Raw genomic sequence first — 23888 nt, 5'->3', positions numbered from 1 at the left:
GGCTCCTTGCGGCAGGCCGATCAGGCGCCCAGTATGCCTTTTCCAGCGAAGCAGCGCAGCGTCGAGGCAGACGCGCCTTACTTTTTAAGCTCCCGCAGCTTACCGACCACCGCATCCAATGCGCGATCGAACAGCAGGTTGTCGTCAAGCACCTGGATGGTGCCGCGCTTGAACTCTTCGGCCAGGCCCATGCGGGTTCGCTCCAGCACCTTCATGCCGGTACGGTTCACGAACACATACTTGCCGGTGCTTTCGATGATCGCGGTCAGCTTGCAGCGCAGCCGGGTGTCTTCGTCTTCCTGCAGCTCCACCCAAACCCCAGGGCGAAGGTTATCCACCTGCCGCAGAGCCGGGTCATTTTCCGGCAGGCGCGCCGCGGGTTCCACCGGCGTGGCAGGCTCGCTGCCCTCGAGGACGATTTCATCCGTCACCTGGATCAGCGAAGGGTCATTGGCCGGGCCCGGCAGGTTCGCGCCCAGGGCCTCGCGCTGGAATGCCTGAACATGCAGGCTTTCCAGCTGGCTGAAGAATTGACTGGTGGCGAAGGGGTCGAAGGCCGAACTGGTCAAGCCCTCACGCAGCGACTTGAGCAACCCCGGCACCAGCTCCAGTAGGCGCAGGCGGCTGTGCGGGTCGTCATGAGGCACAACACTCCAGATCAGTTGGTCCATGGTCGCCAGCCCGGCTTTCCATTCTTGCGAATCACTGCCGTGCTTGAGCCAGGTCAGCAGCAGGAACTTGCTCCAGGCTTCTTCCAGCAAGCGCACCACCACCTGCGGCAGGGTACGCCCCATCAGGCGGCGATTGAGCTCGGCCTGCACCTGGGCACGGGCCATTTCCGCCCGGGCACGGCCCTCCTCAGCGTCACGGGTGCGCTGCTCGAGCAGTTCGCTCCGGCGTCGCTCTTCACCTGTGAATGCAAGGAAGTCCACCAGCAGCTCGGAAAACAGCGCGGGGTCGTCCACGAAGTCGTTGAGGAGCCGTTGCACGATCTGCTCGATCCGTGCGTGCAAGGCATCGCGCTGGGACTCGTCGCGGCTGCTCCAGCCCATGGCAGCGCTGGCGATCTCGTTCAGCAGACGGCGGGCAGGATGCGCCCCGCGACTGAAGAAGCTCTTGTCCAGCACCGCCACCTTGAGCATTGGAATCTGCAGGCGGCCAATCAGCGCCTTGAGGGAATCCGGCAGGTTACGGTCACCCAGGATGAACTCGAACAGCATGGCCACCAGGTTGATGACGTCCTCGTCCACGCCACCGACTACCCGGAACTTGCCGCTCTTGACGCTTACCCGTGTCAGCAGCTGCTCGAGCTGGTAGCGCAGGTCATAGTCTTCATGCGCGGAAGGGTTGGTGGGCACGTACTGTTGCAAGTGGGACAGCAGACGCAGGAGGTCGTTGGTGGAAATGGGCTGTGCTTCGGCCGGATGTTCCACCTTCGGGGCGACACTGCCACGAACCGCGTGGAGCAATTCCTGGAGCGCGGAGAAGACCTCGCGCACGCTTTCATCCAAGGGGGCCTGGAGCGGTGCCTGCGCGTTCTGAGCGCGCGCCGGCGGCGCTTCCGTCGTGGCCTCGACCCGCTTTCGGGCGTTAACGGGGCGGTCTTCGGCGCGGCGGCTCGGCGCCGCCTTGAGCTCGGGAAGGATGCCGGTGGCGATCAACAGTTGGTTGGCATCAGCGTACAGGTGGTCGGTATCGCTGAGCACGTACTTGTCGAAGAGCTTGAGAATGATCAGCTTGACCTTGATCTCCACGCCCAGGTTACGCCCGGCCTGCAGGAAGTACTCACAGAGCATGGCCGGACCCAGCGGATTGCTGTCGTCGGTCAGCTTGCGTGGCACCAGGGTATTGAGCCGGGTGGTCAGCTGGCCCAGGGCCAGGCCATCACGCGCCATGACCTTCCCGACCATGGCATCCAGAGCCACCGTACGCTCGAGCTCATCGTGCGGCACCAGGGCCAGCTTGTCGTAGGTCACGGCCGACGCACTCGGCTCTCCCAGGTCGTACTGGCCGATGCGCACGAACGCTTCATAGAATTTTTCCAGAAAGCCGCGCTCGATATTCTTGCGCTTTAAACGAAGGTCGCGCATGGCTTCGAAGAAGGTGTTCTGGTCGACGTTGTTCAAGGCCTTGTCGGCCATCTCGAACAGGGTGTCGTCGGCGTTGTCGAACAACGCCTGCAGGCCGTCCTTGAGTTGCTGGGCGGCTTTATCACGGACCTGCAGCAACACCACGGGCAATCGGGCCAAAGGGGCCGAAGCTGCCTGGTCAGCAGGTACCTTGAGAGGCACCACTTTGCCGTCTGTGGGCATGGCTGGCTCCTGGTGTTGAAGGTTGGGCACTATGTAAGTGAGATCGTCCAAGTTTCAGCCCTGCCTTCGTCGAACATGGCCACTTGGATAGAAGCTGAGGGCCACGTCATCTGTGCTGAGCATGATTCGCCAAACAAGTGGCGTCAATTACAAGGCGCACCAGGTTGTGAACCAGATCTCAACCCTGTTGAAAGCTGTGCGAGCTGTTTTTTTACGATCACATCAATGGACCATTGACCGCTGCACCGTCGAAAAGTTGCGCCGGAACTCATTTTCCCTGCTGCTGTTGAAGTGGGGTACGCAGCCGGGTGCTCTGCCCCTATAATCGGCCCCGAATTTGCCTCGGAGTACCCCATGCCGAACCTACGGATCGCTGACCTGGCGGCGGAAATCGAAGCCAATGTTCGCCGTGCACTGCTCGAAGACGTGGGCAGCGGCGACATCACCGCCCAGCTCATTCCCGCCGAACGGCTGGCCACGGCTCGCATCATTACCCGCGAGGCCTGCGTGATTGCCGGCACGGCCTGGGTGGATGCAGTGTTCCGCCAGTTGGACCCTCGCGTAGTGGTGCACTGGCAGGTGCAGGATGGCGACCGCGCCAGCCCCGACCAGATCCTGTTCACGGTGGAGGGCCCGGCACGCTCGCTGCTCACGGGCGAGCGCTCGGCATTGAACTTCCTTCAGTTGCTTTCCGGCGTGGCCACTCGGGCACGGACCTACGCCGACCTGGTCAGCCACACCCAGGTGCGCCTGCTCGATACCCGCAAGACCCTGCCGGGGCTGCGCCTGGCGCAGAAATATGCCATTACCTGCGGGGGTTGCCATAACCACCGGATCGGCCTGTACGACGCCTTCCTGATCAAGGAAAACCATATCGCGGCCTGTGGCGGCATTGCCCAGGCAATCGCTACCGCCCGCTCGCTGGCCCCTGGCAAACCCGTGGAGGTGGAAGTGGAAAACCTCGATGAGCTGGAGCAGGCCCTGGCCGGCGGCGCGGACATCATCATGCTCGACGAGCTGAGCCTGGCGGACATGCGCGAGGCCGTGCGACGCACCGCCGGCAAGGCCAGGCTCGAAGCCAGCGGTGGAATCAACGACACTACCCTGCGCCAGATTGCCGAAACCGGAGTGGACTACATCTCCCTCGGTACGCTCACCAAAGATGTGAAGGCGGTCGACCTGTCGATGCGCCTGAGCCTGTAAGCGGCATTGGCCGCGTTTTTCTTCCCATCGATAAGGGTGCTATGGACATCGGGCCACGACTGAAAATGGTGCGTGAACGCCACCAGCTCTCTCAACGAGAACTGGCCAGGCGCAGTGGCGTGACCAACGCTACGATTTCGCTGATCGAACAGAACCGCGTCAGCCCTTCGGTCAGCTCATTGAAGAAGCTGCTCGAAGGGATTCCCATGACCCTGGCGGACTTCTTCACCGCCGATGAAACGCCTGTGGAAAACCCGCATATCTTCCGCGCCGCCAGCCAGCCGGACCTCGGCCGCCATGGCGTGCGCCTGCTGCTGGTGGGCGCGACCGTGAAGAACCGTGAGATGCGCATGCTGCGCGAGCTGTATGCGCCCGGCGCGGACAGCGGTGAGCCTATCGTGCATCCTGAAGGCGAAGAATGCGGCCTGGTCACCCGGGGCACCATCGAGCTGACCATCAACGGCGAGGTCAGCATCCTGCAACCTGGCGACGGCTATTACTTCCCTACCACCCTGCCGCACAGTTTCAAGAACATCGGTCAGGACGAGGCGGAAATCATCAGCGCCAACACGCCCGCGAACTTCTAGTCATACCCTGGAGTTCAGAGCCCGGACAGAGGCAGGCAACCGACTTCTGGCCGGGCGAACAGGTATCCCTGCATCAGGTGGATACCCAGCTCGAGCAGGGCATCGCGTTCCGCTTCGGTCTCCACGCCTTCAGCGATGATCTGGATGCCCAGCCGTCCGGCGGCATGGATGATGCCCGAGACAATGGCTTCGCGAACAGGGTCTGCGTCGATATTGCGGGTAAGCGCCATGTCCAGCTTAAGGACTTGGGGCTGGAATTCGGCCAACAGGTTCAGGCCCGAATAACCGGAGCCAAAGTCATCGATGGCCGTGGTGAAGCCATGGCGTTCGTACTCGGCGAAGATACCCTTGAGGTGCTCAGGTTCTTCGACGCGCTCCCCTTCCATCACTTCGAACATCAGGCGGCTCAAGGGGAAGCCGAACTGGCGCGACGCCTCGATCGTGGCGCGGATGCACGTTTCGGGGCGATAAACGGCATTGGGAAAAAAGTTGATGCTCAGCTTGCAGTCAGGAATCTGCGCAAGCCCGAGACTCGCGGCCAGCTCGATGGCCTTGACCCGGCAGGCCTGGTCGAAGCGATAGAGGTTATCGGCATTGACCTTGTCCAGGATCTGCAGGGCGCCTTCCCCCTGTACTCCGCGCACCAGCGCCTCGTAAGCGTAGGGAATGCCGGAGCGGACATCGACGATGGGCTGGAAGGCCATGGTGAAGTCAAAATCGAGCTTCTCCAAGGCACGGCATTGCGCGCACCCTACCGGCACGAAGGGCTGTTCGAAGTTGGGCCTTGGCATTTGAGTTCTCCCCTGGCATAAGCGGCAATACTGTCATTTAGGCATCATCTTGGCGAGTACTCTCCATCTCGCACCTTCGAAGCCGCTTCTAGCTTTCGGCCGCGGCGCCGGATTCTTGCCCCTTGCAGACGGGCGGTAGCGTCTACGCTAAAGAGCTGACACGCCTGGCCGATCTGCTAAGCGAGGAACAGGGAAGCTCCAAGACAACCATTACAGCCCACTTCGCGTTCGAGAATCCCATGTCCCTGAAGACCTCCCTGAAGGCCCAAATGCTGCTTTTAATTGGCGGCAGCCTGCTCGCCATCCTGCTGATCGCCCTGGGCTGCTTTCAGTTCCTGGCCCAGGGCATACGCGACTACCGCACCCTGGTCGATGGCCCTGTCCATGCGTCCCAACTGGTGGAAGAGACCAACCTGCAATTCAAGGTACAGGTGCAGGAGTGGAAGAACGTCCTGCTGCGCGGCAAGCAGCCCGCGGACCTGAACAAATACTGGGGACAATTCGAAGACCGTCATCGCGCTGTGCAGGGCCTCTTGGCTGATCTGGTGGCCAAGGCGGAAATGCCCGCTCAGTTCAAGGAACGCGCCCGTCAGCTGCGTGAAAGCCATCAGGCCTTGCTGGCGGCCTACACCAAGGGCCGCGATGCCTTCGTGGCCGCGGGCGCCGACCCTGTGGCCGGTGACCGCGCCGTGCAGGGCATCGACCGGCAGACGACCGAGCAGCTGAGCCAACTGGCTCAGGACATCGGTAAGGACGCGACGGCCCAGGCCGCCGCCATCAGTGACAGCGCCCAGGAAGCCATGTGGCTTGGCCTGTTGATCATGGTGCTGTCAGCCCTGGCGGTGGCCGCCTTGAGTCTGTGGCTGGTGAGCCATCGCCTGGTGGCACCGGTGACCCGCCTGATCGCCTATGTAGCGGACCTCAGCCACGGCAAGTTCAAGGACCGCGTGCAGAACGACCGCCACGATGAACTGGGCCAACTGGCCGTTGCGGCCAATACCTTGCGTGACTTCCTCGACGAAACCTTCACTCGCCTCAAGCGCAACGCCGCGGACCTGGACGGCGCCAGCTCGGCCTTGTCGCAGATCGCCCGGCAAATGGCCAAGGGTAGCGAAGACCAGTTCAGCCGCACCGACCAGGTGGCCACGGCCATGCATGAAATGTCCGCCACCGCCCAGGAAGTGGCGCGCCACGCCCAGGAAGCGGCGCGTGCCGCCGAGCAGGCGGACCAGTCAGCCCAGCAGGGGGACCAGGTGATGCAGGTGACCATCGCGGCCATCGACCATATGCGTAACGAAATCGAAACCACCGCCTCGGTGATCCGCAAGCTGGAAAGCGACAGCGGCCGGGTGGGCAAGGTCCTGGAAGTGATCCGTGGCATCGCCGAGCAAACCAACCTGCTGGCCCTGAACGCGGCCATCGAAGCGGCGCGCGCGGGCGAAGCCGGCCGTGGCTTCGCCGTGGTGGCCGACGAAGTGCGTAGCCTGGCCCAACGCACGTCTGCGTCTATCAGCGAGATCAACCAGATCATTGATGCGGTGCAACTGGGCACCACGGACGCGGCGCGAGCCATCGAGAATGGCAAGCAGCGCAGCGACGAGAGCGTGGAAAAGATCGCCCATACCGGGACCATGCTGCGCCACATCACCGGCGCCATCGAAGCCATTCGCGGGATGAACCAGCAGATCGCTACCGCGGCCGAGGAACAGACCGCGGTCGCTGAGGACATCTCTCGCAACCTCACCGAGATCACGACGGTGGCGGTGGCCAACCAGGAAAGCGTCCGCGGTACCGAACAGGCCAGCGGCCGCCTGCACGAGCTGTCCGGCCAGCTCGGCGCGCTCACCGCGCGTCTGGGAGGCTGAAATCCTTAATCGAGCTATTGCCTAGGGAACGGGGCTCAGGCCGCACTCCGAGAGGCCGCCCGGCCTCACTGTCTACGCTGGCATCGGGCGCGGGCAGGCCCTGTGGCGGCTTGGTTCAGGGAAGCTAGACTTCCCTCCAAGCAGTCGGCTCGGGAGTTCCCGCGTGAAGATACGCAGCAAGATCATTCTGTCTGGCCTTGTCAGCCTGTTGTCCGTGGTGGTGCTGGCCCTGATGGCAACCTTCTGCTATCGGCAGATCCTGGGCGCGCTCGACGAAAACGAGACCAGCCTACAGGCCCTGCGCCAACACCTGCAGGCCGACATGATGCACGACGCCATCCGTGGCGACGTGCTGGCCGCGCTGCTGGCCGGTACCACGGACAGCCAGGGCGGCCAGGCGGCGCGTGAGTCTTTCAAGGAACACGCGCAAACACTTCGCGACTCTGTGCAGGCCAACGCCCGCGCGCCCTTGCCTCCGGCACTGCACGAGCCGCTGCAGCAATTGCCCGGCCAGGCCCAGGCCTACACCCAGAGCGCCGGGGCCTTGATCGAAGCCGCGCTCTCCGCCCCTGGCAAGGTCGACGCCTTGCGCCCTGGCTTCACCCAAGCCTTCGAGGCGCTGGAAACCCACAATGCGGCCCTGAGCGACATGATCGAGGCCAACGCCACGGCAACCCGTGATCAACAGGACCACACCCTTGCCTCGGCGGCGCGCTGGCTGGCCGGCTGCCTGGTGATCATCCTCCTGGCGCTGGGGTTTCTCTGCCGACAGATGCTGAGCGGCGTACTGCGGCCGCTGGAAGGTATCGTCGATTCGGCCCGCGCCATTGCCGGCGGGGACCTGCGCCAGCCGCCCAAACCGCGGGCCAGCGCCGATGAAATGGGTGAACTGGTGGCGGCGATCAGCGACATGCAAGCCAACCTGCGCCAGATGATCAGCACCGTGCGCCATGAAAGCCAGGCGCTTCAAAGCGCTTCCCGGCAATTGGGCGAAACGGCGGGGGACGTGGTGGCCAGCGCCGATGAGCAGGCCCACAACGCCGCCAGCGTCGCTACTGGCATGGGCCAGATGATGGCCAACATCACCCAGGTGTCTGGCCATGCCGACACCGCCCGCGCCCTGTCGGCGCAATCCGAGGACCTGGCCAGCAGCGGCGGCCAGGTGATCCTCGGCGTAGTGGAGAGCATGACCCGCATCGCCGATGCGGTGCGACAGTCGGCTACGAGCATCGCGTCCCTGGACGCGTCTTCAGAAGAAATCCACTCCATCATCCAGGTCATCAAGAGCATTGCCGAGCAAACCAACCTGCTGGCGCTCAACGCGGCCATCGAAGCGGCGCGGGCTGGTGAAGCCGGGCGCGGTTTCGCCGTGGTAGCCGATGAGGTGCGTGGGCTGGCGGCGCGCACGTCGCGTTCCACCCAGGAAATCACCGCCATGATCGAGCGGCTGCGCGGCAGCGCCCAGGACGCCGCCGGGAATATGCAGGCGTGCGTGACACGGGTAGATGAAGGGGTGTCCCTGGCCGAGCGCGCCGGGGTGTCCATCAATGAAATACGTGCCGGGGCGCACAATGCCGCCGAGCGGGTGCAGGACATCTCCACCACCATCAACGAACAAACCCACGCCAGCGATGAGATGGCCCAGCGGGTGGCCGCCATCGCCGAACGCTCGCGCAGCTACACCGGCGCCATGCAAGGGCTGCAGGAAACGGCCGAACTGCTCAACGCGGCGGCCGCGGCCATGCAGGCTTCAGTGGCGCGCTTCCGGGTCTAGCGCCGTCCAAGCCAGGCCCCACCGCAGCAGTCATGTCACTGCAGCGAACCGGCCGCCTGGCGTAGAATCCTCCCGCCCGGGGTCCCGCGCCCCCTTCCCTCTGATGGATACCTCTTGATGCTGACCGCAGCCTGCATTTTCGTGCTGACCCTGACCCTGGTGATCTGGCAGCCGAAAGGCCTAGGTGTGGGCTGGAGCGCCGCCGGGGGCGCGGTACTGGCGCTGCTCAGCGGCGCGGTCAGCCTGCATGATGTGCCGGCGGTGTGGCATGTGGTCTGGAACGCGACTGCCACCTTCATTGCCATCATCGTCATCAGCCTGCTGCTGGACGAGGCCGGCTTCTTCGAATGGGCCGCCTTGCATATGGCCCGCTGGGGCCGCGGCCGTGGCCATCGGCTGTTCGCCCTGATGATGCTGCTGGGGGCGGCGGTTTCGGCGATATTCGCCAACGACGGCGCGGCGCTGATCCTGACGCCCATCGTGATCGCCATGCTGCTGGCCCTTGGCTTCGGCCCAGCCACCACCCTGGCGTTCGTGATGGCGGCGGGCTTCATCGCCGATACCGCCAGCGTGCCCATGGTGGTGTCGAACCTGGTGAACATTGTTTCGGCGGACTTCTTCGGCCTCGGCTTCGGCGCCTACGCCTCGGTGATGTGGCCGGTGAACCTGGTCAGCGTAGCCGCCACCCTGCTAGTGCTGTGGCTGTTCTACCGCAAGGACATCCCCACCCGCTTCGATCCCTCGGCCCTGGGCGAACCCCGCGCCGCCATCCGCGACCGCGCCACCTTCATCGCCGGCTGCTGGGTGCTGGTGCTCCTGCTGGTCGGGCTGTTCGCCCTGGAACCCTTGGGCGTGCCCATCAGTGCCGTGGCGGCCCTGTGCGCGGTGATCCTGCTGGTGATCGCCGGTCGGGGCCGGCACATTTCCACCCGCAAGGTGCTACGTCACGCCCCTTGGCAGATCGTGGTGTTTTCCCTGGGGATGTACCTGGTGGTCTATGGCCTGCGCAATGCCGGGCTGACCGACGCCCTGGCCGGGCTGCTCGACCGCTTCGCCGAGCACGGGCTATGGGCCGCCACCTTCGGCACCGGCATCACCGCCGCCCTGCTCTCCTCGGTGATGAACAACCTGCCCAGCGTACTGATAGGCGCGCTGTCCATACAGGACAGCCAGGCCAGCGGCGTGATCCGGCAGGCCATGGTGTACGCCAACGTGGTGGGCTGCGACCTGGGCCCGAAGATCACGCCCATCGGCAGCCTGGCCACCCTGCTCTGGCTGCATGTGCTGGCGCAGAAGAACATCCGGATCGGCTGGGGCTACTACTTCAAGGTAGGCAGCCTGCTGACCCTGCCCATCCTGCTGGCGACCTTGGCGGCGCTTGCTCTACGGCTGGGCCTGGTGGGCTGAGCCAGGGGGGCGTTGTCCTGAGCGGGTGACAGCGTTGACTGCTACTCGGCCAAAGCGTTTGAACTTCATCTGTGAACTGTCTACACTCACGCCATCCGTATACAGCGTATACAACCATGAGTTTGGGGAGGTAAGCATGGCAGCCTCTGTGTTGTCTTTTCGAATCGAACCGGAGTTTGTCTCCCGCCTCGATGCATTAGCCGCAGCGACGGATCGAGACCGCCAATACCATTTGAAAAGAGCCGTTGCCCGTTATCTGGAAGACGAATCGTGGCACGTCAAAGCTATTGCAGAAGGGATCGCGGAAGCTGAAGCAGGACATCTCACAGATCTCGAGATCATCAAACGTAAGTGGGTAGCACGTGCCGAAGCTGTATCTGACACCGAAAGCGGAAAGTGATCTGGAAGCCATCCATGAGCACTATTCGCTCAAGATAGGCGCAAAACGCGCGGCAGTTGTCTTGCTGGACATGATCGAAACGCTAGAAATGCTCCGTGCCTTTTCGCATGTGGGACGTGCAGGGCGAGTACCAGATACGCGAGAACTCATCTTCAGCGACTACCCTTTTCTGGCCGCCTATCGTGTAAAAGAAGACAGGGTGGAAGTATTCCGAATTCTTCATCAACGCGCCGAATCCGCTGCGCATTGGTGAGGGTTTAAGCGAACACGTTGCCTTCTGAGAATCACCGAAGCGCGCGCCGGAGCGTACACACAAAGTGCGTTTTCGGGACAAGCGGTGGTTCGATAGCGCCTTTGTTCACTGCTGGAGGCAAGCGGCAGAATCGAAGATCGACAGGGATGACTTGACGAGGCTTGGCCTAACGGGAATTGGCCAAGCGGGAGATGGTGCCGGAGACAGGAATCGAACCTGCGACCTTCGCGTTACGAGTGCGCTGCTCTACCGACTGAGCTACACCGGCGTGTTCGGGTGCTGAACTTACCACCAGACGTCAACCGAGGCAACCTTGGTGAAAGCTTTGGGAATCAACTGCCTACGGTGCAGCCGCTAGGGGCGTAGGTATTGCCTATGCTGGAATTGACTCTGCAAGTCCATTCACCGGTAGCGCTTCGAATGATGCTCACTACGCCACCATTGATCAAATACGGCGGATTAATCAAGTTGCAAGCGATAGAGGCTGTACCATCTTGGCTCTTCGTAAGGCTAAGGAAGCAATGAGCCGAACTGGTCGGGACATCAAGGTCAGCAAGACTTGGCTGGGTTTTACCTGCGCTGAGAGCGCTGTCGTAATTCGTTTTCAACCACTCAAGCTCTGCCCTCGCCGCCGTGGTCTTGGTCGTAGCCAAATAACGAGAATAAATCGATAAGGCAATGGCCGCGAGGATTCCAATGATCGCAACGGCGATAATCAGCTCAATCAGCGAGAAACCCGATTGGTTTTTCTTCACTGAAAACCTCGCGACCCTGGCCTTTAGCTACCGCCACACCCCATAGGAGCAAGATTGGTGTTTTCGCTTGCCAAGTCCGTGGTGCATGACCAACCGTTGGAAGCATCCCGAGTCCAAGTGACAGTTTTGTCCAGCACCTGGGCTGGCGCGTTGGCGATCTTGCAAGTGATGGTAGCTTCGCCCGAGCTGGCGGTACCGCTTGCGCTCAACGCGCTGCAGTTGGACGTGGAGGTATCAGCCGCACCTACCTCGGTCGCCGCGGTGACGTTCTTCCCTTCATTGAGGTAAGTATCAACCCCTGTCTTGAGCGCAGCCGTCTCGGCGACCGCGGCGGCTACTTTTGATTTAGCTTGGTACTTGGAATATTGCGGGATGGCGATTGCGGCGAGAATGCCAATGATCGCGACAACGATCATCAATTCAATCAGTGTGAAGCCTTTCTGGTTACGCAAGTACGGAACTCCTCAAAATTACTGGTTTTATCGCTACAATGTCCTTATCAGGACACAAAGAAGCGCGAGGCCTCAGGCGTTTATACGCTGCAGCCTCGCGACTGATATCTCACGCCCGACTTTAATCCAGGCCAATGCTGGATTAGCTACCACCGCAACTTTTCGGAACGAGGGTCAGATCAGTGCTGGTCATGTTGGTGGCGCAGCTCCAACCATTCGCTGCAGTACGTGTCCAGGTTACGACCTTACCAAGAGCAGGGGCGGGAGCGTTCAGGATGGTGCAGCCAATGGTTGCAGCACCGCTAGAAGCGGTACCCGTAGCGGTGAGGGTACAGTTCGAGGTCGTAGCGTTCGCAGCGCCAATATCGGTGGCTGCGGCTACGTCAGTGCCGTTATTCAGCTTGTCTTCCATCCCGGTACGCAACGCTGACGTTTCAGCAATGGCAGCCGAAATCTTAGCCCGCGCCTGATACTTGGAGTACTGCGGAATCGCAATCGCCGCCAAGATCCCGATGATCGCGACCACGATCATCAGTTCGATCAGGGTGAAACCCTTCTGGTTATTCATACTCGTTCTCCTAATGCGAGAAGGCCTTGTGCCTGATAGGGAAAGAGCAACCCCCATGCCAAACCCTCGAGTACCATGCTACCGCTCGCTCCGGCCTATTGGCCATGATTGAGCCATCACCGCGCAGTGGCGCAAACTGACGTTTTTTGTCACCTTGTCCCTAGCATTTGGCACCCATGGGTGGACTAGGCTATAAACGAGCGACCGAAGGAGTCTGGCTACCCATGAACGACATTGCCCTCACCGGCCTGGCCAAGCAGTTGGTCGCTGCGGAACTGTTGAACGAAAAGAACGCGCAGCAGGCGTCCCAGCAGGCTCAACGCAACAAGATCCCGCTCGTGCACTACCTGGTGCAGACCAAGCTGGTGAAGGGTCGCGACATCGCCGAGCTGGCGGCGGATCAGTTTGGCATGGCGGTGCTGGATATCGGCACCGTGGATAAAGAAGCCTTCCCCCAGGGGGTGGTCAACGAGCGCCTGATTCGCCAGCACCGCGCTCTGCCCTTGTGGCGGCGCAGCAACAAGCTGTTCATCGCCCTGTCGGACCCGACCAACCAGCAGGCCATCACGGACATCCAGTTCAACACCGGCATGAACGTCGAAGCCATCCTGGTGGAAGACGACAAGCTCAGCGATGCCATCGAGCGCTTCTTCGAAAGCACCACCGGCCTGGAAGACCTTGCCGATGTTGACCTGGACGGCCTGGACGTGGAGGCCGTGGATGACGGCCGGGATGACGCGCCGGGACAGGATGCGGACGACGCCCCGGTGGTGCGCTTCGTCAACAAGATGCTGCTCGACGCCATTCGCAGCGGCTCGTCGGACCTTCACTTCGAGCCCTATGAGCGTGCCTACCGGGTGCGCTTCCGTACCGACGGCATGCTGCGCGAAGTGGCCCGCCCGCCCATCAGCCTGGCCGGGCGTATCGCCGCGCGCCTGAAGGTGATGGCCAGCCTGGATATTTCCGAGCGGCGCAAGCCTCAGGACGGGCGTATCAAGATGCGCATTTCCAAGAGCAAGGCCATCGACTTCCGGGTGAACACCCTGCCCACGCTCTGGGGCGAGAAGATCGTGATGCGGATCCTGGACCCGACCAGCGCCCAACTGGGCATCGACGCCCTGGGCTATGAGGAAAACCAGAAGCAGCTGTACCTGGAAGCCCTGGGCCAGCCCCAGGGGATGATCCTGGTCACCGGGCCCACCGGCTCGGGCAAGACGGTGTCGCTCTACACCGGCTTGAACATCCTCAATACCGTGGACATCAACATTTCCACCGCCGAAGACCCGGTGGAAATCAACATGGAAGGCATCAACCAGGTCAACGTGAACCCGCGCCAGGGCCTGGATTTCGCTTCCGCCCTACGCTCGTTCCTGCGTCAGGACCCGGACGTGATCATGGTGGGGGAAATCCGCGACCTGGAAACGGCGGAAATCGCCATCAAGGCCGCGCAAACCGGCCACCTGGTGCTTTCTACCCTGCACACCAACAGCGCGGCGGAAACCCTTACGCGCTTGCAGAACATGGGCGTGGCGGGCTTCAACATCGCCACCTCGGTAAACCTGATCATCGCCCAGCGGCTGGCGCGCAAGCTGTGCCCCAACTGTAAGCAGGAAGCGGACATCCCTCGGGACGCGCTCATCGAGGAAGGCTTCCCGCCGGAAAGCATCGGCACCTTCAAGGTGTACGAGCCCAAGGGCTGCGATCAATGCAACAATGGCTACCGGGGCCGCCAAGGCATCTATGAGGTGGTGAAGAACACCCCTGCCCTGCAACGCTTGATCATGGAGGCGGCCAACTCCATCGACATCGCCGCGCAAATGCGCCAGGAAGGCTTCGCGGACCTGCGTCAGTCGGGCCTGGCGAAGGTCATGCAAGGGGTGACCAGCCTCGAGGAAGTCAACCGGGTGACCAAGGACTAAGCCATGGCAGTCAAGGTGGCGAAAGCCGCGCAGCCCAGCGTGTTCAGTTGGGAAGGGGTAGACCGCAAGGGCAACCGCATCAAGGGCGAGTTGACCAGCCTCAACGTGGCTCTGGTGAAGGCCCAACTGCGCCGCCAGGGCATAGTGCCTGGCAAGGTCAAGAAGAAGTCCAACTCGGTGTTCAGCCGGGGCAAGAAGATCAAACCTCTGGACATCGCCTTCTTCACTCGCCAGATGGCGACCATGATGCGTGCCGGGGTGCCGCTGCTACAGGCCTTCGACATCATCGCCGAGGGTGTGGACAAGCAAAGCATGCGCGACCTGGTCAACGACTTGAAACAGGAAGTGGCCGCCGGCAACAGCTTCGCCAGTGCCCTGCGCCGCAAGCCGGAATACTTCGACGAGTTGTACTGCAACCTGGTAAACGCCGGTGAGCAGGCCGGTGCCCTGGAGACACTGCTGGACAGGGTCGCCACCTACAAGGAAAAAACCGAGGCCCTCAAGGCCAAGATCAAGAAGGCCATGACCTATCCCATTGCGGTGCTGGTGGTGGCCTTCATTGTCTCCGGCATCCTGCTGATCAAGGTGGTGCCGCAGTTCCAGAGCGTGTTCCAAGGCTTTGGCGCGGAGCTGCCGGCCTTTACCCAGATGGTGATCAACCTGTCCGAGCTGCTGCAGAACTGGTGGTACATCGTATTGCCCGTCATGATCGGCATCGGCCTGCTGATCCGCCGGGCGTACAAGAAAAACTTCAAGTTCCGCGACACCGTGGACCGCGGCCTGCTGAAGATGCCCATCATCGGGCAGATCCTCTACAAGAGTTCGGTGGCGCGCTACGCCCGCACCCTCTCCACCACCTTCGCCGCCGGTGTGCCGCTGGTGGAAGCATTGGATTCGGTCGCTGGGGCTACCGGCAACGTGGTGTTCCGCAATGCGGTCTTCCAGGTGCGCCAGGATGTGTCCACGGGCATGCAGCTCAACGCCTCCATGCGTTCTACGGGCACCTTCCCCAGCATGGCAGTGCAGATGACCGCCATCGGTGAAGAGTCCGGCGCCCTGGACGAAATGCTCGGCAAGGTGGCCGGCTACTACGAGGAGGAAGTGGATAACGCCATCTCCAACCTCACCACCCTGATGGAGCCGATGATCATGGCCATCCTTGGTGTGCTCGTCGGCGGCCTGGTCATCGCCATGTACCTTCCTATCTTCCAGCTCGGTTCCGTCGTTTAAATGCCTGCTTTCGACCTCCTGGCCAGCTCGCCGCTGGCCACCACCCTGTGCGCCCTGCTGCTGGGCCTGCTGGTTGGCAGTTTTCTTAACGTGGTGATCCACCGCCTGCCCGTCATGATGAACGCCGATTGGCGCGCCCAGGCCAGGGAATACCTGCAGATGCCGCCGTTGCCCGCCGAACCACGCTACAACCTGATGGTACCGCGCTCGGCCTGCCCCCACTGCGGGCACCGGATCAGCGCTGTGGAAAACATTCCTGTCCTGAGTTACCTGTGGTTGCGCGGGCGCTGTACCGGCTGCAAGGCCTCCATCTCGCCACGCTATCCGCTGGTGGAACTGGCCAGCGGCCTGCTCAGCGCCTTCATCGCCTGGCACTTCGGCGCCACCTGGCAAGCGGGTGCCATGCTGCTGCTGACCTGGGGCCTGCTGGCCATGAGCATGATCGATGTGGACCATCAGCTGTTGCCGGACACCCTGGTGCTGCCGCTGCTATGGCTGGGGCTGATCGTCAATGCCCTGGGCCTGTTCGTGCCCCTGAACGACGCCCTATGGGGCGCCGTGGCCGGTTACCTGAGCCTGTGGCTGGTATTCCAGGCCTTTCGCTTGCTTACCGGCAAGGAAGGCATGGGCCATGGAGACTTCAAGCTGTTGGCCCTGATCGGCGCCTGGGGCGGCTGGCAGGTGCTGCCTTTGACCATCCTGTTGTCCTCGGCGGTGGGCGCCATACTGGGCGCCCTGATGCTGCGGGCCCGGGGGCAGAGCCATGCCACGCCTATTCCGTTTGGCCCCTACCTGGCCGTGGCCGGCTGGATCGCGCTCATCTGGGGCGCGGACATCACAGCGTCTTATCTTCAGTTCGCAGGGTTCGCTCAATGATCAAAGAAAACACCCGCCCCTGGGTCCTGGGCCTGACGGGCGGGATTGGCAGCGGCAAGAGCGCCGCGGCTGATCGCTTCGCCTTCCATGGCCTGGAGGTGGTGGACGCGGACCAGGCGTCGCGCTGGGTCGTGGAGCCCGGCCGGCCGGCACTGGCTGCCTTGGCCAAGCACTTCGGCCCAGGCGTGTTGCAGGAGGATGGCGGCCTGGACCGCAAGGCCCTGCGCGAGCGTATCTTCAGCGACACGGACGCGCGCCTGTGGGTGGAAAAGCTGTTGCACCCGCTGATCGCCGAGGAAATCGCCAGCCGCTTGCGCGATGCCCGTTCCGCCTATGCCGTGTTCGTCTCGCCGTTGATGATCGAGTCCGGGCAATACCGGCTGGCCAACCGCCTGCTGGTGATAGACGCGCCCCGGGAGCTGCAACTGGCGCGTACCCTCAGCCGTGACGGCAGCAGCCAGGCCCAGGCGGAGGCCATTCTCGCGGCCCAGGCTAGCCGGGAAGATCGCCGCGCCCTGGCCGACGACGTGATTCTCAACGACGGCAGCCTCGAAGCCCTGCACGCCGAGGTAGACCGGCTACACCTTGTTTATTTGTCTTTGGCGGAAGCGTACTCATGAGTCAACCCACCCTTGTCAATTGCCCCACCTGTGGCGCGCCTGTGGAATGGAGCGCCGCGTCCCCCAATCGCCCGTTCTGCTCGGATCGCTGCAAGCTCATCGACCTCGGCGCCTGGGCCGCGGAAGAACACAAGATCGCTGGCCGTGAAGAATCCGAGGACGAACTGTTCTCCGAAAGCCTGCCGCCCAGCCAGCACTAAGCCCGACCAGGCCTGCCCCGGCATCTTGGGGGTTGTAGTGGCCCGCCTTGGCTGTTACAGATAGCTCAAGCTGTCGATGAGGCAAGGCCATGGACGATTCAGACTACCTGCGCCTGTTGACCACCCAGGCTGAACAGGCCAATGCGATGCTGTCCAACGCCCGCAAGTGGGAGCGCGAGCGCTGGGTATGCCAGCGCTTGCTGCAGGGCCTGAACATCGCATATGGCGCCGAGGAGTTCCTGCCGGTGGGCCAGGAACCGCCAGACGTCCTGTTTCGCGACGCCAACTTTGAAGTGTTCTTCGTGCTCGATGAAGGCCGTCGGCTCAATGACGAATGGCGCCAGGAACTGCAGCGCCGGCGCAGCGCCTTTTCCCTGAGTCAACTGGTGCGCCGGGAGGCCAAGCCCAAGCGAATCCGCGCGCCGGAACTGTTGGCGCGGCTTGGCCCTACGTTGCGCAAGAAAGCCCATAACTACTTCGAGCGTGGCCTGGACTTGGGCCAGCTGGACATGGTGGCCTTCGCCAGTCTCAAGCGCGAGGTGCTCAACCTCAACAGCCACTTTCCGCCGCCTACTGAGTACCTGCGACAGGGCTGGCGCTCCCTTTCCCTGGTGGGTCCCAACTTCGCCCGGGTGCTGTTCGCTCACCCCGGCGCGCCTGATTTCCTGCGGGCCAACCTGGGGCGAAGCATTCTTTTCGACGTGGGTATCACCTTGTAATACCACTGCCCATGGCGCCTGGCCCGCCAGAATGTTACAAATAGCGCATTGCGTAGAACCTGCCGGCCTTCCCCATGCCCGCCCCCTCTTCCACCGCCTCGATACCTCTGGCCACCTTGGGTGCAGCCTTCGTTTCGACCACTGTGCAACATTTTGCCCAGTGTCGCGGTCTACTCGCGCAACCTGAATTCCGCCACCCCCTGGCCGGGCGCTCGAAGCTGCCTAGCGCTCGCCCCGACCAGATGTCGCCGCCTCCCTGTTGCACGCGGCATGGCTACCGTTTTTTCAACCTTACGAGATACCTCCATGAAACATCGCATCGTGATCGTTGGCGGCGGCGCCGGCGGCCTGGAACTGGCGACCCGCCTGGGTAAGAGCCTGGGCAAGCGCGGCAAGGCCTGCGTGACCCTGGTGGACGCCAACCTCACCCATATCTGGAAACCCTTGCTGCACGAAGTCGCGGCAGGTTCCTTGAATTCGTCTGGTGACGAGCTCAACTACCTGGCCCAGGCCAAGTGGAACCACTTCGAATTCCAGCTGGGCCGCATGAGCGGGCTGGACCGGGCCAACCAGCGCATCACCCTGGCAGCCACCCTGGACGAGCGCGGAGTGGAACTGGTGCCGGAGCGCGAGCTGGCCTACGACACCCTGGTGATCGCGGTGGGCAGCACTACCAATGACTTCGGTACCAAGGGCGCCGCCGAGCACTGCCTGTTCCTGGATACCCGCCAACAGGCCGAGCGCTTCCATCAGCAGTTGCTCAATGCCTACCTGCGCGCGCATGCCCAGGACGAAGGTCATCAGGAAGAAATCACGGTCGCCATCGTCGGCGCAGGCGCCACCGGGGTGGAGCTGGCCGCCGAGTTGCATCATGCGGCCCATGAGCTGGCCGCCTACGGTCTGGGGCGGATTCGCCCGGAGAACATGCGCATTACCTTGATCGAGGCGGGCCCTCGGGTATTGCCGGCCCTGCCTGAACGCATCAGCGCTCCGGTGCATCGCACCCTGGAGAAACTGGGCGTGACCGTGCTCACCGGCGCGGCCGTGAGCGAGGTGACCGAGCACAGTCTGCTGACCACTGACGGCAAGGTGATTCCGGCGCGCCTGAAGGTGTGGGCGGCCGGCATTCGCGCACCTGGCTTCCTGGAAAACATCGATGGGCTGGAAACCAACCGAATCAATCAGCTCCAGGTGCGGCCTACCCTGCAGACCACTCGGGATGACAATATCTTCGCCTTTGGTGATTGCGCCGCCTGCCCGCAACCGGACAGCGACCGCAACGTGCCGCCTCGGGCCCAGGCCGCGCACCAGCAGGCTTCGCTCCTGGTCAAATCCCTCAAGCAGCGGCTTGAAGGCGGGCAACTGCCTGAATACCGCTATACCGACTACGGCTCGCTGATCTCTCTCTCGCGTTTCTCGGCAGTGGGCAACCTCATGGGCAACCTCACCGGCAGCGTCATGCTCGAAGGCTGGCTGGCGCGCATGTTCTACGTGTCCCTGTACCGCATGCACCAGATGGCGCTCTATGGCCCGTTCCGCACCGCCATGTCCATGCTGGGCAGCCGATTGGGCCGTGGCACTGAGCCAGGGTTGAAGCTGCACTGACCTGAGGAACGCACCTCGGCGGGAGGTAGCGAAGCTGTCGAATACCTGCTTCCCCCCGGGGCCCATTCCCCAGCTGGCGCTGGGTCCCACCGGGACTGCATGCACCTCGGCGGGAGGTAGCGAAGCTGCCGAATACCAGGTTCCCGCCGGGGCTGCACGCACCTCGGTGGGAGGTAGCGAAGCTGCCGAATACCAGCCCCCCTCCGCCAGCATCCCCATTCCCCAGCTGGCGCTGGGTCCAACAGCTGCTGTGACAGATGCCCCTTGCCATACCTGTATATACAGGTTTAGATAAGGGCATTGCCACGTATCAGGACAGCCTGCCATGCCCGTGCCCTTGCTTATCCAGCCCGGCCAGTTCGATCTCGCTCAGTTGCGAGACATTTTCCATCACCAAGTACCCTTCGAACTGGACCCGGCCGCACGTGCGACGGTAGACGAAGCCGCCGCCACCGTGACCCGCATCATCGCCAGCAAGCGTACGGTGTATGGCATCAACACAGGCTTCGGGCTGCTGGCGCGTACCTCCATCGCTGAACAATCCCTGACCCGCCTGCAACGCAACCTGCTGCTCAGTCACTGTACCGGTACCGGGCCATTGCTGGACGACGCTACGGTCGGCCTGATCCTGGCGCTGAAGGTAGCATCCCTGGCCCGAGGCTTCTCTGGTGTGCGCTGGGAAGTGATCGAAGGCTTGCGCAAGCTCTACGAGACGGGCGTATACCCCTGCGTGCCGTCCCAAGGCTCGGTCGGCGCTTCGGGGGACCTGGCACCTCTGGCACACTTGGCGGCGGTACTCATAGGCGTGGGCCGGGTGCGCCGCCAAGGCCGCGAGATGGATGCCAACGAAGGCCTGGCCCTGGCTGGCCTGAAGCCGCTGGAGCTTGGCCCGAAGGAAGGCCTGGCCCTGATCAACGGCACCCAGGTGTCCACCGCGCTGGCGCTGCGCGGTCTGTTCGCCGCCGAGCGTTTGTTCAGCGCCGCGGTGGTAGCCGGCAGCCTGACAGTGGAGGCGCTCAAGGGTTCGGACGTACCCTTCGACCCACGCATCCAGGCGGTTCGTGGCCAGCCGGGGCAGATCGACGTGGCTGCCTTCTATCGCGAGCTGTTGGCCGGTAGCCAGATCCGCGAATCCCACCGCGACTGCCCTCGCGTGCAAGACCCTTATTCCCTACGCTGCCAGCCACAGGTCATGGGCGCCTGCCTGGATCACCTGCGCTTTGCCGCAGGTGTGTTCCTGCGTGAAGCCAATGCCGTGTCCGATAACCCGCTGGTGTTCAGCGCCGAGGGGGACGTACTGTCCGGTGGCAACTTCCATGCCGAGCCGGTGGCCATGGCCGCTGACGTGCTGGCCCTGGCCATCTCGGAAATCGGCGCGCTTTCCGAACGGCGCACCGCCCAGCTGGTGGACCCGGCTCTATCCGGCTTGCCGGCCTTTCTGGTCAAGGAAGGCGGGCTCAATTCCGGCTTCATGATCGCTCAGGTCACCGCTGCCGCCCTGGCTTCGGAAAACAAGACCCTCGCCCATCCGGCTTCGGTGGACAGCCTGCCCACCTCTGCCAACCAGGAAGACCACGTGTCCATGGCCACCTTCGCCGCCCGCCGCCTGCTGGACATGGCCGGCAACAGCAGCGCCGTGGTAGCGATCGAACTGCTGGGCGCAGCCCAGGGCGTAGACCTGCTCGCCCCTCTGAGTACCTCCGCCAAGCTGGCCCAGGTAATGAGCCTGGTCCGCTCGGAAGTGGAGCACTATCACGAGGACCGCTATTTCGCCCCGGATATCGCCTGCGCCCGTGCCTGGGTGGAAAACGGCGTCTTTGAGCGCTGGCTGCCGGCTTCGCGCCTGTACCAGGCGTGAGCCTCTCCCGCTCAATCGCGCTTGGTCACTGGCGCGGCCAGGTCGCGCGCCTTGACTCGCCCTACACAGAGCACCGCTAGCAGCGAAATGGCCGCCGTCGCCAGCAGGTAAAGCGCTACAGGCTGCCATCGCCCCTGATATTCGCTAAGCAGCCAGGTGGCGATCAACGGAGCGGTGCCGCCTGCCAAGGCCGCTCCGAGCTGGTAGCCCAGGGTGATTCCGGTGTAGCGCACCCGGGTGCTGAAGATTTCCGATGAGAGCGTGCCCAGCACGGCGGTGATCGGTGCCCAGAGCAGCCCCAGCGCCACGACCGTAGCCAGCGTCAGCCCCCAGACGGCACGGGTATCGAGCAGGATGAAATAGGGATAGACGAAGGCTGCGCTGAGCAGAATGCCCAGGGTATAGACGGTTCGCCGGCCGAGGCGGTCGGATAGCCAGCCCATGACCGGAATACTGAAGCTGGCCACCACTGCGGCGATCATTACCGCATGCAGAGCGTCGATCTTGTTGTAGCCGAGATTGCCTGTAGCGTAGCTGACCACGAAGGTGGAAAAGATATAGAAGGGTGCGGTTTCCACCACTTTCAGCCCGGCGGCGATCAACACGGCGCGCCAATGTTGCTGCAGGGTTTCGACGATGGGCATGCGCGCGACATTGCCGCTGGCCTTGGCCGCTTCGAAATCCGGGGTTTCGCCGATACCGGAACGAATCCACAGGCCAAGAAACACCAGCCCGGCGCTCAACAGAAAGGGAATCCGCCATCCCCAGCTGAGAAAATCCTCCTCAGGCAGCAAAGCCATCAAGCTCACCGCCAGGGTCGCCAACAACATACCGATGGTCACGCCAACCTGCGGGATGCTACCGAATAGCCCTTTACGATGGGCCGGTGCGTACTCGTAGGCCAGTAGCAATGCCCCACCCCATTCACCGCCAATGCCCAGCCCCTGTATCACCCGCAAGAGCACCAGCAGGATGGGCGCGGCGATACCGATACTGGCGTATGTCGGCAGCAAGCCGATGGCCACCGTTGCTCCGCCCATCAAAGAGAGCGTAAGGACCAGCGTTTTCTTACGGCCAATACGATCGCCGATATGAGCGAAGACTACCCCGCCGATTGGACGAATGAAGAAGGTCAACGAGAACGTAAGGTAAGAAAGCAGCAGAGCAACCACGGGCTCGAAGCTTGGGAAAAACAGCTTGTTGAATACCAACGAAGCGGCTGTGCCATAGAGAAAGTAATCGAACCATTCGATCGAACTTCCCGTCAGGCTGGCAACGAGAGCGCGACCGCCACCTTGAGGCGCGGGCGAGTGATGACGCGAGGCCATAGAGACTCCGGATTTATTATTAGGTTGCGCTTTTAGTGCAACCCCTTACCTCCATGAGTTGCACCTCGACCAGCGCATCTTATGCAAGCTATCTCAGCCTTCGCAATAGCCCCAGCTGGCCGCAACAGGATTTTTTCTCGAAAAATCCATAGTAAAAAGGCTTATTTTCCATTCCTTATCCACATATCAGAAATTAATACGGTAGTGCTGAAAGGTTTAATCAACATATTTGGCGCAACCTGGTTGCACCCATGCTGTTTTTGTCGCTAGGCTGATAAAAAACCAACCGTGGAGTTGCGGCATGAATGTGTTATTTGTCGGGTATGGCCAGATGGGCAGCGCCATGGGCAAGGCTTGGCATATGGCCGGCCTGGTTCAGAACCTCTATGCCGTAGATCCCTATCTGCCCCAAAACACCACTGCACAAGCAGTCCCGGATCTAGAAGCTTTCAATGCCGCCCTAGACCTTATCGTGCTGGCTGTCAAACCAGCCATGGCTGGCTCGGCCCTGGCCAATCTGCCCAAGCGGTTGTTGAATGACTGCGTCATAATTTCCGTGGCGGCGGGCGTGACCTTGGCCAGCCTACGCGAAGCAATCGATGACGCCTGCCCCGTGGTAAGGGTTATGCCCAATACTCCAATGCTTCTAGGGGCCGGTTGCACCGGACTGTACGCCGACAATGACCTGCCTGAAGCCAAGCGGCAGGCGATCACTCAGCTGTTCGAAGCCGTTGGCAGCGCCTACTGGGTGCAAAGCGAGCGGCAGCTGGACACGGTGACCGCCATCAGCGGCAGCGGCCCGGCTTACTATCACCTGTTCAGCGAAGCCCTGGCTGCCGCTGGCGAAGCCTTGGGGCTGGACCCGGAGCTGGCAAGGCGACTTGCCGTGGACACCGCCTTCGGCGCGGCCACGCAGCAACGCCAGCCCCAAGCCGACCTTGTGCAGCTACGACGGGCCATCACATCCCCAAACGGCACCACCGCGGCGGCCATCGAGGTGTTCGAACGCGACCAGGCCCTGCGCGCCTTGGTACAGAGCGCCGCCCGAGCCGCGGCACAGCGAGCCGAGGCCTTGTCCCGCGGCGAATGAAGCGGCTTCAGTGATGCGTGAGCGCCTTGGATGAACAGTGCGCGAAAGGCTGGGCGAAAGCTCGGACAAACGCGCA

General features: G+C 62.5%; 22 protein-coding genes, 1 tRNA gene and 2 pseudogenes. 18 read left to right on the top strand and 7 right to left on the bottom strand.

Annotated elements, in window-relative coordinates:
* Positions 1–77: 77 nt before the first annotated feature.
* Positions 78–2312, bottom strand: coding sequence for a DUF1631 domain-containing protein (locus BN1188_RS12015; RefSeq protein ID WP_040261714.1), 2235 nt, complete (start codon positions 2310–2312; stop codon positions 78–80).
* A 354-nt stretch (positions 2313–2666) separates the two neighbouring features.
* Between BN1188_RS12015 and nadC the strand changes: the two genes are divergently transcribed.
* Both nadC and BN1188_RS12005 read left to right on the top strand, forming a co-directional pair.
* Positions 2667–3515: a carboxylating nicotinate-nucleotide diphosphorylase gene (gene nadC, locus BN1188_RS12010; RefSeq protein WP_040261713.1), complete on the top strand. Its 849-nt coding sequence runs from the start codon at positions 2667–2669 to the stop codon at positions 3513–3515.
* Positions 3516–3556: 41 nt separating this feature from the next.
* Positions 3557–4102: a cupin domain-containing protein gene (locus tag BN1188_RS12005; RefSeq protein ID WP_040261712.1), complete on the top strand. Its 546-nt coding sequence runs from the start codon at positions 3557–3559 to the stop codon at positions 4100–4102.
* A 14-nt stretch (positions 4103–4116) separates the two neighbouring features.
* On the opposite strand, the gene BN1188_RS12000 is transcribed toward BN1188_RS12005, so the two are convergent.
* Entirely contained in the window at positions 4117–4893 is a 777-nt protein-coding gene (locus BN1188_RS12000) for an EAL domain-containing protein (RefSeq protein WP_040261711.1), read from the bottom strand.
* Between the two features lie 239 nt (positions 4894–5132).
* On the opposite strand from BN1188_RS12000, the pseudogene BN1188_RS22320 reads away from it, so the two are divergent.
* The 7 genes and pseudogenes from BN1188_RS22320 to BN1188_RS11975 form a co-directional block, all read left to right on the top strand.
* Positions 5133–5873: pseudogene (locus BN1188_RS22320) on the top strand (methyl-accepting chemotaxis protein); the annotation flags it as partial.
* A 117-nt stretch (positions 5874–5990) separates the two neighbouring features.
* Positions 5991–6758, top strand: coding sequence for a methyl-accepting chemotaxis protein (locus BN1188_RS22315; protein WP_408633621.1), 768 nt, complete (start codon positions 5991–5993; stop codon positions 6756–6758).
* 232 nt (positions 6759–6990) lie between these two features.
* A pseudogene (locus BN1188_RS22310) lies at positions 6991–7677 on the top strand (HAMP domain-containing protein); the annotation flags it as partial.
* A complete protein-coding gene (locus BN1188_RS22305) occupies positions 7669–8532 on the top strand; it encodes a methyl-accepting chemotaxis protein (RefSeq protein ID WP_408633620.1) in 864 nt (287 codons plus the stop codon). The pseudogene BN1188_RS22310 and the gene BN1188_RS22305, both read left to right, overlap by 9 nt.
* A 117-nt stretch (positions 8533–8649) precedes the next feature.
* Entirely contained in the window at positions 8650–9939 is a 1290-nt protein-coding gene (locus tag BN1188_RS11985) for an arsenic transporter (protein WP_040261708.1), read from the top strand.
* A 136-nt stretch (positions 9940–10075) separates the two neighbouring features.
* Complete coding sequence (locus BN1188_RS11980; protein ID WP_084596210.1) at positions 10076–10339, top strand: CopG family ribbon-helix-helix protein; 264 nt, start codon at positions 10076–10078, stop codon at positions 10337–10339.
* On the top strand, positions 10302–10592 hold the full coding sequence (locus BN1188_RS11975; protein WP_084596209.1) for a type II toxin-antitoxin system RelE/ParE family toxin: 291 nt from the start codon (positions 10302–10304) through the stop codon (positions 10590–10592). The genes BN1188_RS11980 and BN1188_RS11975 overlap by 38 nt, the downstream gene beginning before the upstream one ends.
* Before the next feature lie 192 nt (positions 10593–10784).
* On the opposite strand, the gene BN1188_RS11970 is transcribed toward BN1188_RS11975, so the two are convergent.
* The 4 genes from BN1188_RS11970 to BN1188_RS11955 all read right to left on the bottom strand — a co-directional run bounded on the left by BN1188_RS11970 (position 10785) and on the right by BN1188_RS11955 (position 12367).
* Positions 10785–10860: transfer RNA gene (locus tag BN1188_RS11970), tRNA-Thr, on the bottom strand.
* A gap of 64 nt (positions 10861–10924) precedes the next feature.
* Positions 10925–11347 (bottom strand): pilin, encoded by a 423-nt coding sequence (locus BN1188_RS11965; RefSeq protein WP_084596318.1) that lies wholly within the window; start codon positions 11345–11347, stop codon positions 10925–10927.
* Between the two features lie 23 nt (positions 11348–11370).
* Positions 11371–11799: a pilin gene (locus BN1188_RS11960; RefSeq protein WP_040261707.1), complete on the bottom strand. Its 429-nt coding sequence runs from the start codon at positions 11797–11799 to the stop codon at positions 11371–11373.
* Positions 11800–11941: 142 nt separating this feature from the next.
* Positions 11942–12367, bottom strand: coding sequence for a pilin (locus BN1188_RS11955; RefSeq protein ID WP_040261706.1), 426 nt, complete (start codon positions 12365–12367; stop codon positions 11942–11944).
* 224 nt (positions 12368–12591) lie between these two features.
* Between BN1188_RS11955 and pilB the strand changes: the two genes are divergently transcribed.
* The 8 genes from pilB (at position 12592) to hutH (ending at position 21394) form a co-directional block, all read left to right on the top strand.
* On the top strand, positions 12592–14286 hold the full coding sequence (pilB, locus tag BN1188_RS11950) for a type IV-A pilus assembly ATPase PilB (protein WP_040261705.1): 1695 nt from the start codon (positions 12592–12594) through the stop codon (positions 14284–14286).
* A gap of 3 nt (positions 14287–14289) precedes the next feature.
* On the top strand, positions 14290–15516 hold the full coding sequence (locus tag BN1188_RS11945; protein ID WP_040261704.1) for a type II secretion system F family protein: 1227 nt from the start codon (positions 14290–14292) through the stop codon (positions 15514–15516).
* Positions 15517–16392 (top strand): prepilin peptidase, encoded by an 876-nt coding sequence (locus BN1188_RS11940; protein WP_040261703.1) that lies wholly within the window; start codon positions 15517–15519, stop codon positions 16390–16392. It begins immediately after the preceding gene.
* Positions 16389–17012 (top strand): dephospho-CoA kinase, encoded by a 624-nt coding sequence (coaE, locus tag BN1188_RS11935; protein WP_040261702.1) that lies wholly within the window; start codon positions 16389–16391, stop codon positions 17010–17012. Before BN1188_RS11940 ends, coaE begins: the two co-directional genes overlap by 4 nt.
* Positions 17009–17212, top strand: a complete 204-nt coding sequence (gene yacG, locus BN1188_RS11930) for a DNA gyrase inhibitor YacG (protein ID WP_040261701.1) — start codon at positions 17009–17011, stop codon at positions 17210–17212. The genes coaE and yacG overlap by 4 nt, the downstream gene beginning before the upstream one ends.
* Before the next feature lie 89 nt (positions 17213–17301).
* Positions 17302–17931, top strand: coding sequence for a DUF1780 domain-containing protein (locus BN1188_RS11925; protein WP_040261700.1), 630 nt, complete (start codon positions 17302–17304; stop codon positions 17929–17931).
* A gap of 306 nt (positions 17932–18237) precedes the next feature.
* Positions 18238–19536: an NAD(P)/FAD-dependent oxidoreductase gene (locus BN1188_RS11920; RefSeq protein WP_040261699.1), complete on the top strand. Its 1299-nt coding sequence runs from the start codon at positions 18238–18240 to the stop codon at positions 19534–19536.
* A 325-nt stretch (positions 19537–19861) separates the two neighbouring features.
* Positions 19862–21394 carry a histidine ammonia-lyase gene (gene hutH, locus BN1188_RS11915; RefSeq protein WP_040261697.1) on the top strand — a complete coding sequence of 511 codons (1533 nt, stop codon included), beginning with the start codon at positions 19862–19864 and terminating at the stop codon, positions 21392–21394.
* A gap of 11 nt (positions 21395–21405) precedes the next feature.
* On the opposite strand, the gene BN1188_RS11910 is transcribed toward hutH, so the two are convergent.
* Positions 21406–22722: an MFS transporter gene (locus tag BN1188_RS11910; RefSeq protein ID WP_040261696.1), complete on the bottom strand. Its 1317-nt coding sequence runs from the start codon at positions 22720–22722 to the stop codon at positions 21406–21408.
* 301 nt (positions 22723–23023) lie between these two features.
* Here BN1188_RS11910 and proC point away from each other — a divergent pair, with 301 nt between their 5' ends.
* Positions 23024–23812, top strand: a complete 789-nt coding sequence (proC, locus tag BN1188_RS11905) for a pyrroline-5-carboxylate reductase (protein ID WP_040261695.1) — start codon at positions 23024–23026, stop codon at positions 23810–23812.
* Positions 23813–23888: the final 76 nt, after the last annotated feature.

Source organism: Pseudomonas massiliensis, assembly GCF_000826105.1.
GTDB classification, from domain to species: Bacteria; Pseudomonadota; Gammaproteobacteria; order Pseudomonadales; family Pseudomonadaceae; genus Aquipseudomonas; species Aquipseudomonas massiliensis.
This window is presented reverse-complemented; position numbering and strand designations above follow the sequence as displayed.

What these genes read in the sequence shown, in the direction of transcription:
- BN1188_RS11985 (WP_040261708.1), top strand. Translation starts at nt 8,650, where the DNA reads ATGCTGACCGCAGCCTGCATTTTCGTGCTGACCCTGACCCTGGTGATC.
- yacG (WP_040261701.1), top strand. Translation starts at nt 17,009, where the DNA reads ATGAGTCAACCCACCCTTGTCAATTGCCCCACCTGTGGCGCGCCTGTG.
- BN1188_RS11920 (WP_040261699.1), top strand. Translation starts at nt 18,238, where the DNA reads ATGAAACATCGCATCGTGATCGTTGGCGGCGGCGCCGGCGGCCTGGAA.
- BN1188_RS22315 (WP_408633621.1), top strand. Translation starts at nt 5,991, where the DNA reads ATGGCCAAGGGTAGCGAAGACCAGTTCAGCCGCACCGACCAGGTGGCC.
- BN1188_RS11940 (WP_040261703.1), top strand. Translation starts at nt 15,517, where the DNA reads ATGCCTGCTTTCGACCTCCTGGCCAGCTCGCCGCTGGCCACCACCCTG.
- BN1188_RS11955 (WP_040261706.1), bottom strand. Translation starts at nt 12,367, where the DNA reads ATGAATAACCAGAAGGGTTTCACCCTGATCGAACTGATGATCGTGGTC.
- BN1188_RS12005 (WP_040261712.1), top strand. Translation starts at nt 3,557, where the DNA reads ATGGACATCGGGCCACGACTGAAAATGGTGCGTGAACGCCACCAGCTC.
- nadC (WP_040261713.1), top strand. Translation starts at nt 2,667, where the DNA reads ATGCCGAACCTACGGATCGCTGACCTGGCGGCGGAAATCGAAGCCAAT.
- proC (WP_040261695.1), top strand. Translation starts at nt 23,024, where the DNA reads ATGAATGTGTTATTTGTCGGGTATGGCCAGATGGGCAGCGCCATGGGC.
- coaE (WP_040261702.1), top strand. Translation starts at nt 16,389, where the DNA reads ATGATCAAAGAAAACACCCGCCCCTGGGTCCTGGGCCTGACGGGCGGG.
- BN1188_RS11945 (WP_040261704.1), top strand. Translation starts at nt 14,290, where the DNA reads ATGGCAGTCAAGGTGGCGAAAGCCGCGCAGCCCAGCGTGTTCAGTTGG.
- pilB (WP_040261705.1), top strand. Translation starts at nt 12,592, where the DNA reads ATGAACGACATTGCCCTCACCGGCCTGGCCAAGCAGTTGGTCGCTGCG.
- BN1188_RS11980 (WP_084596210.1), top strand. Translation starts at nt 10,076, where the DNA reads ATGGCAGCCTCTGTGTTGTCTTTTCGAATCGAACCGGAGTTTGTCTCC.
- BN1188_RS11910 (WP_040261696.1), bottom strand. Translation starts at nt 22,722, where the DNA reads ATGGCCTCGCGTCATCACTCGCCCGCGCCTCAAGGTGGCGGTCGCGCT.
- hutH (WP_040261697.1), top strand. Translation starts at nt 19,862, where the DNA reads ATGCCCGTGCCCTTGCTTATCCAGCCCGGCCAGTTCGATCTCGCTCAG.
- BN1188_RS11925 (WP_040261700.1), top strand. Translation starts at nt 17,302, where the DNA reads ATGGACGATTCAGACTACCTGCGCCTGTTGACCACCCAGGCTGAACAG.
- BN1188_RS12000 (WP_040261711.1), bottom strand. Translation starts at nt 4,893, where the DNA reads ATGCCAAGGCCCAACTTCGAACAGCCCTTCGTGCCGGTAGGGTGCGCG.
- BN1188_RS22305 (WP_408633620.1), top strand. Translation starts at nt 7,669, where the DNA reads ATGCAAGCCAACCTGCGCCAGATGATCAGCACCGTGCGCCATGAAAGC.
- BN1188_RS12015 (WP_040261714.1), bottom strand. Translation starts at nt 2,312, where the DNA reads ATGCCCACAGACGGCAAAGTGGTGCCTCTCAAGGTACCTGCTGACCAG.